Below are 11,877 nucleotides of genomic sequence, written 5' to 3'. Positions count from 1 at the left end.
TTCTTCAACAACGACCAGGAAGCCGGTCCGAACGGCGAACTGCGGATCAAGCCCGATCCCGCTGCCGGCAGCATCACCGTCATGAACAACATCCTCTGCGGGAACGGGTCGAATCCGCCCTTCGAGAGTGTGAGCTCCGGCTGGGCAGGCGAGGACCACAACCTCATCTACCACGACGACGGGTCCTTCGATGCCTTCGTCGGTCCCAACACGATCATCGGAGCGGATCCGGAGTTCGTGAGTGCTACGCCCGGGAGTGAGGACCTCCATCTGCAGGACACCAGCCCCGCGATCGCCGCCGGTGCGGAGCTTGGGGTTGTCGCGGACATCGAGGGAACGCTGCGAGGGTCGCCGCCGGACATCGGAGCGTACGAGAATCCGAACGGCCCGTCGGCTGTCGAGCCCGTGTCCTGGAGCACGATCAAGGAGATGTACCGCTAGCGCGGCGCTGAACGGCCAACGAACCTCAGGACGTGGAGGGGATCGAGAACTCGTCGATCCCCTCCCGTGTTCTGTGCCTGGCTCGCTGCCGGGGGCCTTCCGCCGTCCGCAGGCCTTCGGTTTTCACATTGTGCGGCCACCGAACAAAGTGTATAATGGGCCGTGAGGGCGCTCAGCGCGAGCGCTCGGTCGCCGATATCACAACAGCAGCCAAGGGGACGGCATCGGATGACTTCCCGGAAGACAATCGCTTCACTCGGCGCTCTTGCACTCGCCATCCTTCTGGTAGCGGGGACTGTCGTACCCGCGTCTGGAGCGATGTCCCTCGTCTGGTCCGACGAGTTCGACGGCACGGGTCTCGACACCGGCAACTGGACGATCGACATCGGCGACGGGTGCCCGGACCTGTGCGGGTGGGGCAACAACGAACTGGAGTACTACAGGGCGCAGAACGTGTCCGTGACCGGGGGCTACCTGACGCTCACCGCGAAGGACGAGTACTACGGCGGGAGGCACTTCACGTCCGGGAAGGTCCACACGAGAGACAAGCAGTCCTTCCTCTACGGCAGGATCGAGATGCGGGCGAAACTCCCGACCGGCGGCGGCATGTGGCCCGCGTTCTGGATGATGCCCCAGGACTCCGCCTACGGGGGATGGGCGGCGAGCGGCGAGATCGACATCATGGAGTCGGCAAACAGCACGACCTGGATCGGCGGCACCATCCACTTCGGGGGCAGCTGGCCGGAGAACACGTACTCCGGCGGGACGTACGCCCCCGGCGGCGTCAACTTCGCGGACGACTTCCATGTCTACGCCATCGAGTGGGAGCCCGAGGAGATCCGCTGGTACGTCGACGGCGTCCACTACCTGACGAAGTACAGCTCGCAGTGGTACTCGGACAACGCTCCCGGCAACCCGCTTGCGCCTTTCGACCAGCCGTTCTACATCATCCTGAACGCCGCGGTCGGCGGCAACTACACGGGATGCACCGAGACGGGCTGCATCAGCGCCGACCTGCCGCAGGAGTACGTCATCGACTACGTCAGGGTGTATCAGGAGACAGGGAATCAGGCGCCCGAAGTGGCCGTGATGTACCCGACGGAGGGTGACAATCCGCCTGCCGGCGACATCACCATCACAGTGACGGCGTCCGACCCGGACGGCAGCGTCGCGAGGGTGGAGTTCTACGACGGGACGACCTATCTCGGGCAGGACGAGACCGCGCCGTACACGTTCACGTGGACGTCGGTCGCCGATGGCTGCTACTCCATCGAGGCCAGGGCCTTCGACGACGAGGGCGCCTTCACGACGGACACCGCCGACATCACTGTGGGCGCCGGGTGCGGGCAGGCTCCGTACCTCGGGAGCCCGTTCACTCTGCCGAGCCGGATCGAGGCGGAGGACTACGACGTCGGCGGCGAGGGCGTCGCCTACCACGACACGGACGCCGGGAACAACGGCGATGACTACCGCCCCGGGGAGGACGTCGACACCGAGACCTGCTCCGACGTCGGTGGAGGATACAACGTCGGCTGGATAATGGAGGGCGAGTGGCTGGAATACACGCTCGACGTCCCGGTCCCCGGCGAGTACGACATCAACATCCGGGTCGCGTCGCAATCGCAGGGCGGCGTCTTCCACCTCGAGTTCAACGGCGAGAACAGAACCGGCGACATCGTCGTGCCGGTCACGGGTGATTGGCAGAGCTGGACCACCGTCACCTCGAGCGTGACGCTCCCGGCCGGTCCGCAGCTCATGCGCTTCGTGCCGACGTCAGAGGGGTTCAACGTCAACTGGTTCGACTTCGGAACCGAGACAGGTGTTGCGGAGGCGATATCGGGGATCCCGCGTCTGCGCGCCTGCTACCCCAATCCCTTCAACCCACGGACGACCATCAGGTACGTTCTGCCCGAGCCGACGACCGTCAGCGTGGCCATCTACAGTCCGGCTGGGCGGCTCGTCAGGGAGCTTGTGCGCGACAGGCCCGTCGCGGCCGGCCGGCACGAGGTCGTCTGGAACGGGCGGAACGAGAGCGGGCGGACCGTCGCCGCGGGCGTCTACTCGTGTCGACTGAAGACGCCGGACGGGGAGGAGTCCGTCAAGCTGACGCTTCTGAAGTAGACGAGTGGAAGACCCCGCGTTCATCGGACGCGTGGTTTCCGATCCGGCGGATGATCAGATGAACCGCTACCACATCGCGCCCTCCGGCTGGGTGCCGGGGGACGACGATCCGTTCACCGTCGACGGCCTGTACCCGGCCGGGACGAGCTGCATCGTCCTGCGAGAGGACGATCTGCGGACCTGGTATGGTGCGTTGCCCAACGGCCTGTTCGCCTTCCATGTACACGCGGGCGCCCCCACGGTCGACGAGACGGTCGCCGACTTCATCAGGTACGAGAACGCTCTCGGACGCGTGCCGATCGTGAAGCTGCCGAGAGGCTTCACCGGGTCTGCGTTCGTCGAGGACGCGCTGGCCCGAGTGCCTGCCCCCTCGCTGCCTCGGAAGAGCGATCCCCGGTGGCTCGTTCACGCCACGACGACGGACGCCTGGACTCGAGTGCTCAAGGACGGGGAACTCCGTGCCTCTTCCGAGCTTCGGCCGGAGGCACGGCCTGATCTCGGCTCGCTGTATCTGGGCGAACCGCCCGAGTTTCACGAGTATGTGATGCTGGCCGCATTCGACTCGATCTCACCCGAGATCGTGGTCGCATCTCAGGAGCGCGGCGAGCTCTCAGAGGATCCCGACGCGCCGTATGCGCCCGGAGTGAGGATGTACTTCGAGTTCCGCGGTCTCCTTGCCGCGGGCATCGGGGTCCGCGACGGCCGCCACACGCACAAGGTCCACCGCCGACTGCCGCTGGATCCACATCTCATGGCATCCGTTCATGCTTCGGACGATGGGCCGACCCTGCAACCGGGGCCTGCCGGGCGCCGCACCACCGGAGGTCGAAGCCTGCTGGATCTTCGTCAGAGCGACGCGCACAGGACCGAGGGAGACCACCACGCTGACCTGAGCCCGACCTGGACACCCCGGACGTTCGCGGGTGAAGCGAACGCCGTGTTTCTCCGGTGGTATGGTGCCTCGTCGCGCTGAGGACAGTCCGCCATACGAAACCCCTCAGGAAGCCGGGAATCCAAAAAGGTGAGGCAATCTGAAACCCAGCTCAGGGAGCTGGCCATGAGACGGTTCTTTGTGATCACCATAGCCCTTGCGGCGCCTCTGCTTCTCTTGGCCGCCTGCGGCGAACAGGAGATTGAGATGACACAGACGCGCGATGCGGCTTCCGCTGCCGAGACTGAGGAGTATCGTGACCTGACGCACGAGGAGGAGCGGGTCATCGTCGACAAGGGCACGGAGATGCCATTTACGGGTGAGTACGTTGACCACTTCGAGAGCGGCACGTACCACTGCAAGCGTTGTGACGCGCCGCTCTACCGGTCGACCGACAAGTTCAAGACCTCGTGCGGATGGCCCAGCTTCGACGACGAGATCGAGGGCGCCGTTCGCAGAGAGCGCGACGCCGACGGCATCCGGACCGAGATCCTCTGCGCCAACTGCGGCGCGCATCTCGGGCACGTGTTCGAGGGGGAGAGGTTGACCGACACGAACATCCGGCACTGCGTCAACTCGATCTCGCTTGTGTTCAGATCCGACTCGGAGGCGAATGCCGAGGCGGAGAACACGAAAAAGGCCTACTTCGCCGGCGGCTGCTTCTGGGGCGTCGAGCACCTCTTCGAGCAGAAGGAGGGCGTGATCTCGGCATCGTCAGGTTACATGGGCGGCTCTGTCGAGGACCCCTCGTACCGGCAGGTCGTCTCCGGAGGGACCGGTCACCTCGAGACCGTCGAGGTGGAGTACGACCCTGAGAAGGTGAGCTACGAGGACCTCGCGAAGTACTTCTTCGAGATCCACGACCCGACGCAGGAGGGCGGTCAGGGCCCGGACATCGGCCCGCAGTACATCTCAGCCGTCTTCTACAGCACCGAGGACGAGAAGAAGACCGCCGAGAGGCTCATCGGCATCCTGAAGGACAAGGGCTACGACGTCGTGACCGACGTGCGGCCCGCGGGCGAGTTCTGGGAGGCCGAGGGTTACCATCAGGACTACTACGAGCAGAAGGGCACACAGCCCTACTGCCACGCCTACACGAAGCGGTTCTGACGACCTCGTGAGCGTCTTCAGGGACCAGATCACGGCGCCTCGCTCGACCAGAGCGGGGCGCCTCCTCGTGTTGGCCACAGGGTTGTAGCGGTCCCCGAGGAGCATGTGGTATTCTTGGTCCATCCACCCATAGTCGAATGGGCTCCCGGCCCCAGTTCGCGCTCCCGGAGGTGTCGCCATGCAGCGCATCGCCACGCTCCTGCTAACGCTTCTGTTGCTCATCCCGGCCACGACAGCGTCAACGGCTCCTCTCTTCGGAGCCCGTCTCGACTTCTACTGCGGCGATTGGCCGCGCGATGTCGCCGTGGGAGACTTCAACGAGGACGGTCACGACGACGTCGCCGTGCCGCTGAACGATGACGAGGAGGTTGCGGTCCTCCTCGGCAGGGGCGACGGGACCTTCGAGGATGCCGTGGAGTATGGCACGGCGGAGGACTCCTGGGATGCCGAGGGCCCTTTCAGCATTGCCATCGGGGATCTCGACGGGGATGACCACGAGGACCTCGTCGTCGCGAACTGGGAGAGCAACAACGTCGGCTTTCTGCTGGGGTACGGGGATGGAACGTTCGCAACCGCGGACACGATCCTCATCGGAGGGGGGCCGAACTGCGTCATCCTGACGGACGTCAATGAGGACTCGCTCCTGGATGCCGTGTCCGCCAACTGGCACGAGGGCAACGTGCGTATCGTGTTCGGTGACGGCGCCGGCGACTTCACATACCCCGCAGTGCCGGAGTACGTCGTGGGCAGTGGCCCTTACACCGTTCTCGACGGTGATTTCAACGAGGACGACCACATCGACCTAGCCGTGGCGAACTTCTGGGACGACGACTTCTCGATTCTCATCGGCGCCGGGGACGGCACGTTCAGCCCGGCCGTCGACTACCCGGCAGGGGATGCTCCGCACGACATCTCTATCGCGGACTTCGACGGCGACGATCACCAGGACCTCGTGATCCCCAACAGGGACAGCGACGATGTGTCCGTCTACCTCGGGAACGGCGACGGGACCTTCCAGTCGGGGACGACGTATCCCGTCGGCGACGCGCCGTATTCAGCGATCGCCGGTGACTTCAACGGGGACGGTGATCCGGACTTCGCAGCGTGCTCCCGCTACGACGATGTCGTGCACGTCTTCCTGGGCGACGGAGCCGGCGGATTCTCCGGCGGCGTGCCGTACGGCGTCGGGAGCGAGCCGTACTCCCTTGCGATTGGCGATTTCGATGAAAACGGCGTGCAAGACCTTGTCGTGGCCACGAGGGAGGGGGAGGACGTCTCCGTGCTCATCGGTGTTGGAGACGGGACGTTCCGGGACACACCAGCATTCGACTGTTACGAGAACCCCTACGCGATCACGCTCGGTCTTTTCGACGACGACGAGTACCTTGATCTTGCGGCCGCCTGCAGGTGGTCTGACACGAGCAAGGTCGAGGTCTACAGCGGCGGGGGCGACGGGAGCTTCACTTTTGCAAGCGAATGTCCGGTCGGGGACTTCCCTACGAGCATAACCTGCGGTCTCTTCGATGAGGATGCTGAGCTTGACCTTGTCACGGTCGGGATCAACGACCGGCAGGCCTCGGTGCTTCTGGGAAACGGGGACGGGACGTTCACACCCGGCACGCCGTTCGACGTCGGCTACCCGAGCGCCGTCGTGACCGCGGACCTCGATGGCCGGAGCGGCATCGACCTTGTCGTTTCGAACGGAGGACTGCGAGAGGTGTCGACGTTCACGGGCGACGGGGATGGTACGTTCACTGAGGTCGGGAGCTACACGACGGGAGGCTCCTCGGGCATGTCCGCCTACCGTCCGGCTGTGGGTGACTTCAATGGAGACGATGAGTCGGATCTTGCCGTTCCGATGGGTTCCTACAACACGAGTGCTCTTGCCGTGCTTCTCGGAAACGGCGATGGGTCGTTCGGCGCCCCGACGGTGCATATCACCGGAGGCGTCGGGACCGGACACGCCTCCGCCGGCCGCTTCAATGCCGATGACCACGTGGACGTCGTGGTGCCCTGCTACAACTCGAGCGCGATCTTCGTGTTCCTCGGGAACGGCGACGGGTCGTTCCAGGGTCCCGTGTCTTGTCCCGCCGGCACTGAGCCGATCGACAGCGAGGTCGGGGACTTCAACGGAGACGGATACGGTGACGTGGCGGTCGTTGACTCCCATGGTGACAACCTCATGGTGCTTCTGGGGAACGGGGACGGGACCTTCCAGGACGCTCGACCGTTCGCCGGTCAGAGCGGCGCGCACGACGCCGTCGCTGGCGATCTCGACGGAGACGGCTACCTGGACGTCGTGATGTCGAACACGTCATCGGACGACATTTCCGTCTTCATGAACCTCTCGACCGAGACGCCTGTGGAGGGGACGTTCTTCGCGGCGCTCGGTCAGGATGGGGATGTCGTGCTCCGATGGTCGGTGGGCTCGCTCGCTCACATCAGAGGCTTCAACGTCTACCGCAGCACATCCCCGAACGGCCCGTTCATGTGCCTCACTGAGGACTTCCTTCCTCCCGAGTCACCGGGCATGTTCGTCGACGACTCTGTCTGGCCGGGAACGACCTTCTGGTACGAACTCCGCGCCGTGCTCCTCGACAACACGGAGGAGTGTGTGGGCCACGGACTACCGAGCGCCACGACGCCCGGGCATCTGCACCTGTCGCTCTCGCGCCCTGTTCCGAACCCCACCCCGTCCGGGTGCTTCATCGCCTTCGATATCCCACAGGACGGAACTCCCGCTACGTTGGCCGTCTACAACGTGCGCGGGCAGCTTGTGCGGACGCTCTTCGACGGGCGCGCCGACCGCGGACGCCGCATCGTGTCGTGGGACGGCACATGCCCGGAGGGACGCGTCGCCTCCGGCGTCTACTTCGTGAGGCTCGAGGCAGAGGGCGAGTTTCGACAGGAGAAGGTGCTGCTTCTGCGGTGATGCGACGTGTGCGCTGAAGCGACATGAACTCCCGCGAGAACAGAGAACACCCGCCCGTTCCGGGGCGGGTGTTCTCGCATTCAGAGTGTGACGAACGGCCTAGTAGATCAGGCGGTACCGGAGCTCCCCGATGCTTCCGGTCGTATCGAGCACGATGTTGTGATCGCCGGCGTCCTCCCCGGGGCATGTTACAGTGAAGACGTACGAGCCGGAGCCGAACGTGACAAGTGTGTCTGTGGAGAATTCCGCAGCCTCGGCGCCGGCCTGTGTGCTGGTACCGTCACCGTTGTAGGCCTGATAGGTCACGCCGTACATTCTGTCGTTCTCGAAACCGGTGACCGTGCAGACACCGCCCTGGGCTGGGTGGCCGGCCGCCAGCTCCAGGGTCCATGTCGTGTAGTGCGGGACGGCGATCGTCTCTGTATTACCCGCCCAGACCGTGCCGGACTCCCGGACGTAGTGCAAGGAGCCCAGGTCCTTGCCGTCGACCATGTCGGCATTGAGGTCGGTGCAGACCGTGCCGTTGTTGACCGCGACATCGCCGCTGGTATTCCCCGCGTCGCGGCCGTCGACCATGTCGGCGTCGAGCCCGATGTTGTGCGACCAGTTGTTGAGCGGGATGTCGCCTGCCTGACCCCCGACGTCGTACCCGTCGAGCTGGTCGGCATTGAGGTCCGTGCAGAGCATGCCGTTGCTGACGGCGACTTCGCCGCTCGCGTTGCCCGCGTGGTAGCCGTCGTGCAGGTCGGAGTTGAGATTGCCGCACACGGTTGTGGACCTGACGGAGATGGGCGCCGAGCCGGTGGCGACGTTCGCGCTGATGTCGTCAGCGACGCTTAGGGAGCCGGCCACATCGAGCGTGGCGCTCGGGGTCGTCGTGCCGATACCCACCGAGGAACCATCATCGTAGACCACGGAGTTCGTCAGCGTCGTCGAGCTTGAGAACCTCGGCACGTAGTTACTCGTTCCGCTCCCACCGATCCCGGTTGGGGCCGGTTGCCAGGTGCCGTTGCCGCTGGCGTCGGATGTGAGGACATACCCGTCAACCGGGCTGTCCGAGAGCGTGAAGACCGAGGACACGGTCAGGTCGGTGATCTGACCGGTGCTCAAGCTGAACGTCGGTGCCATGACGTTGCTCGCATCGACCGTGTTGGCGACAGTGAGGTTGCTCATTCGAGCGTGCCCGTCGACATCCAGGTCCGTGACCGGGGAGTTTGTCCCGATGCCGAGTCTGTCGTTGACCGCGTCGTAGTACAGGTTCGGCGTGGCCCCGAGCGAGCCGCCGTCGTTGAAGATGATGTCGCCACTCGAGCCGGGCGGCGTGACGCCCGGCGCCGGCTGCCAGGTCCCCTGGCCGTACGCGTCGGATGTCAGGACATGGCCGTCGGCTGCTCCGCTCGGCAGGTCGAACTGCGACGACACGTAGACGGCGCTCGCGCTCAGCGTCGACAGGGTGGCCATAATGCCGTCCATCTCGTAGAAGTGGAGTTGACCGGCGTGCGCGCTACCCTGCACGTCCAAGTCGTGCGACGGGCTCGACGTCCCGATCCCCACGTTGCCGCTCGTCCGGTAGACGTTGCCGCCGGACTCCGTCCAGTCGGTATCTCCCGGCAGGCCGCCCTCGATCGAATCCGCGACGGCCGCGCGGCGCGCGTAGGGCGCCGCGGTCAGCTCGACGCGCGGGGTAAGCTCCGGCTCCCCCTCCACGGCGATGCCGAGCCAGTACCGCGCGTCGAAGGGGATGTCGAGCGGTGTGTCGCTTCCGAGTATCACGTCGAAGATCCCGTCGGTCACGGCGACGTGCTTGGAGCCGGCCCACAGCGTGTTCCCCGCCGTTTCGCTGTCGTAGATCGTGAACTCCATCTGATACGTCCCGTCGGGGACGACGTTGCCGAGGTCATCTCGCAGGACACCCTGATAGCTCATCGTTGCGGGCGGCGCGGCGAGGGCGACCGCAGCTGCCGCGAGGACTGCGAGCGCGCAGATCATGACCAGTCTCATCCTTGAGCCTCCATCTTCTGTGGGTTGGAAGTCGCGCATTCAGAGCGGCGTTGGGACCTGCCGCCGTCGAGTCCCGACCCAGGGCGCTACTTCAGAAGCACCATCTTCCTGGTTTCTATGAACTCACCTGCTACCATGCGGCAGAAGTAGACGCCGCTTGCCAGCCCCGCGCCGTTGAGAGTCACAGCGTGAACCCCCGGGTCCCTCACCCCGTCGACGAGGGTGCGGACCATCCGTCCGTCGACCGAGTAGAGGAGGAGGCGAACGTCCGATTCCGCCGGGACCGAGTAGGAGATCGTGGTCACCGGGTTAAACGGGTTGGGGGTGTTCTGATCCAGTCGAAAAGTCGGGGGACCGCCCTCCGGCACGTCGGTCAGAATCCACCCCGGCGTGTACCAGAAACCGATCTTCTGCAGGTAGCTGCCCCCGGAGATGACTCCCGTCGCGCTCTGCCCGGCCGTGCCGAGAACGGAGTAACCGGTTCCCGACGAGTGCCCCCCTCCGGACCCGACAACGCCGCGGTCGATAGCATAGCCCGCCGCGCACGTGACCGAGCCGAACAGGAGGATGGACGCGACGAGGCAGATAACTCTCTGCGCCATGGAGGCCTCCTTTCTCGTGCCTACTGATGGCAAGCGACCCCTCATCCATCAGAGGAGTCGCGCGACGATTCCACAAAACCACCTATTTGACACTCAAGATACAGATTAACATAATTTTAGCCTCCTTGTCAATGAGTGGTCCGTGCTGTGGCTGCGCCTGGCGAGACGGGAGGTTGCTTGCCGCCGCGGCCGGGCGGGTACTGGACGCGAAATCGGAGGAGGTTTGCCGCCGCGGTCGGCTGCTACAGGACCTGCAGCTTGGCTGGCTCTCCGCACGGGCATTGAGAGCGGCACGCGGACGTCATATACTCGGTCCGGGTTCAGGTATTGAGCCAACGTTCCGTTCTGCCGGACGGGTTTCGGGGCTGGATCGCGCTCCGGGGCGTGGGACACCCGGTCCGGCATGAGGAAACGGGGTTCCTGGGATGCATAGACTTGAGGCTCGATCGGGCAGGGGGTCGAGAGCGCGCGTCTGGTGCGCGGCGCTCGTGCTGGCGGCGTTCGTGGGCGCCTTCCTCTGGGGCTACCTCGTCCACCGCATGGGGATTCCCCCTTACGACCTCGTCGAGTCGGGAATGACGTCCGCGGCGAGATTCGTGAGGAGTCTCCGGGCCGAGAAGCCGCGTCGCGCTCGCGCCGGCGAAGGAAGCGGACGCGGCCTGAGCGAGGCGGAACGACGAGAGGCCGAGGCGCTGACGTCGATCTCCTACCTGACGGGTACGATGCCCGCCGGCGCGGCGACGGGCGTGACCGTGTTCGAGAAGGACCGGGCGCAGGCTGGGCTCAACCTCGTGACGTCCGGGCACGACTCCGAGGTCTTCCTCATGGACATGGAGGGAGAACCTCTCCATATCTGGAGCTACGCGTTCGAGGACATCTGGCCGGACTACGACCTGCCCAAGGGGACAACCGAGACGTTCCGTAGGGCGCATCTCTTCCCGAACGGGGATCTCCTGGCGATCTTCAACTGGATCGGACTCGTGAAGCTCGATCGCGACTCCAACCTGCTCTGGTCCTACAGGGGCGGCTGCGGAAACGACCTGTTCGTTGACGACGACGGCGATATCTACGTGATCGGGAACGAGATCAAGAGAATCCCTCGGATTCATCCCCGCAGAGAGACACTCGAGAACTTCCTCGTCGTGCTCAGTCACGAGGGCGAGGTGCTCAAGCGCGTCTCCCTGCTCGAAGCCTTCGAGCGGTCCGCCTACGCGCCTGTTCTTGACGGGATGCCCGATGGAGGCGACATCCTGCACACGAACACGGTCGAGGTCCTGGACGGGCGACTCGCCGGGCGCTCGCCCGCGTTCAAGAAGGGCAACGTGCTCCTCTCGATGCGCAACCTGAACACCATCGCCGTGTTGGACCCTGACGCGGGCAAGATCGTATGGGCGCTCTCGGGCAGGTGGAGAGAGCAGCACGAGCCGACCGTGCTGGACAACGGCAACGTGCTCCTCTTCAACAACAAGGCGGGGGACGGGGTGTCGGAGGTCCTCGAATTCGACCCGTTCACTCAGGAAATCCACTGGTCCTACCGCGGCGGCCCGACGCGCGAATTCTTCTCGGAGAAGGCCGGGACCAGTCAGCGCCTTCCGAACGGCAACACCCTCATCGTAGAGTCGGACGCGGGCAGGGCCTTCGAGGTGACGCCGGAGGGGACCATCGTGTGGGAATTCGTGAACCCTCTGAGGGCCGCTGAGGACGGGGAACTAACCGCAACGCTCTTCGGTCTTGTCCGG

The 11,877-nt window shown here is 64.9% G+C and carries 7 protein-coding genes; 5 read left to right on the top strand and 2 right to left on the bottom strand.

The genetic code is table 11. The features are described 5' to 3' along the window. Positions 1-669: 669 nt before the first annotated feature. The 4 genes from GF405_08945 (at position 670) to GF405_08930 (ending at position 7,535) form a co-directional block, all read left to right on the top strand. Entirely contained in the window at positions 670-2,562 is a 1,893-nt protein-coding gene (locus GF405_08945; GenBank protein ID MBD3368276.1) for a family 16 glycosylhydrolase, read from the top strand. A gap of 58 nt (positions 2,563-2,620) precedes the next feature. After that, the gene (locus GF405_08940; GenBank protein ID MBD3368275.1) at positions 2,621-3,535 is read left to right on the top strand and encodes a hypothetical protein; all 915 of its coding nucleotides are present in this window, start codon (positions 2,621-2,623) and stop codon (positions 3,533-3,535) included. Positions 3,536-3,619: 84 nt separating this feature from the next. Further along, a complete protein-coding gene (locus GF405_08935) occupies positions 3,620-4,603 on the top strand; it encodes a bifunctional methionine sulfoxide reductase B/A protein (GenBank protein MBD3368274.1) in 984 nt (327 codons plus the stop codon). 178 nt (positions 4,604-4,781) lie between these two features. Next, a complete protein-coding gene (locus GF405_08930; GenBank protein MBD3368273.1) occupies positions 4,782-7,535 on the top strand; it encodes a T9SS type A sorting domain-containing protein in 2,754 nt (917 codons plus the stop codon). A gap of 99 nt (positions 7,536-7,634) precedes the next feature. On the opposite strand, the gene GF405_08925 is transcribed toward GF405_08930, so the two are convergent. Then, complete coding sequence (locus GF405_08925; protein ID MBD3368272.1) at positions 7,635-9,536, bottom strand: hypothetical protein; 1,902 nt, start codon at positions 9,534-9,536, stop codon at positions 7,635-7,637. Positions 9,537-9,622: 86 nt separating this feature from the next. Beyond that, the gene (locus GF405_08920; GenBank protein ID MBD3368271.1) at positions 9,623-10,183 is read right to left on the bottom strand and encodes a T9SS type A sorting domain-containing protein; all 561 of its coding nucleotides are present in this window, start codon (positions 10,181-10,183) and stop codon (positions 9,623-9,625) included. A gap of 380 nt (positions 10,184-10,563) precedes the next feature. Here GF405_08920 and GF405_08915 point away from each other — a divergent pair. Further along, a partial coding sequence (locus GF405_08915; protein MBD3368270.1) for a hypothetical protein occupies positions 10,564-11,877 on the top strand: 1,314 nt, incomplete at its 3' end.

The organism is Candidatus Effluviviaceae Genus V sp. (assembly GCA_014728125.1).
Taxonomy (GTDB): Bacteria; Joyebacterota; Joyebacteria; order Joyebacterales; family Joyebacteraceae; genus WJMD01.
The sequence above is the reverse complement of the archived record's forward strand: the minus strand, read 5'-3'. Positions and strand labels throughout refer to the sequence as shown.

Coding starts and splice junctions, on each gene's coding strand:
- GF405_08930 (MBD3368273.1), top strand. CDS start 4,782: ATGCAGCGCATCGCCACGCTCCTGCTAACGCTTCTGTTGCTCATCCCG.
- GF405_08935 (MBD3368274.1), top strand. CDS start 3,620: ATGAGACGGTTCTTTGTGATCACCATAGCCCTTGCGGCGCCTCTGCTT.
- GF405_08925 (MBD3368272.1), bottom strand. CDS start 9,536: ATGAGACTGGTCATGATCTGCGCGCTCGCAGTCCTCGCGGCAGCTGCG.
- GF405_08920 (MBD3368271.1), bottom strand. CDS start 10,183: ATGAGGGGTCGCTTGCCATCAGTAGGCACGAGAAAGGAGGCCTCCATG.
- GF405_08940 (MBD3368275.1), top strand. CDS start 2,621: ATGAACCGCTACCACATCGCGCCCTCCGGCTGGGTGCCGGGGGACGAC.
- GF405_08945 (MBD3368276.1), top strand. CDS start 670: ATGACTTCCCGGAAGACAATCGCTTCACTCGGCGCTCTTGCACTCGCC.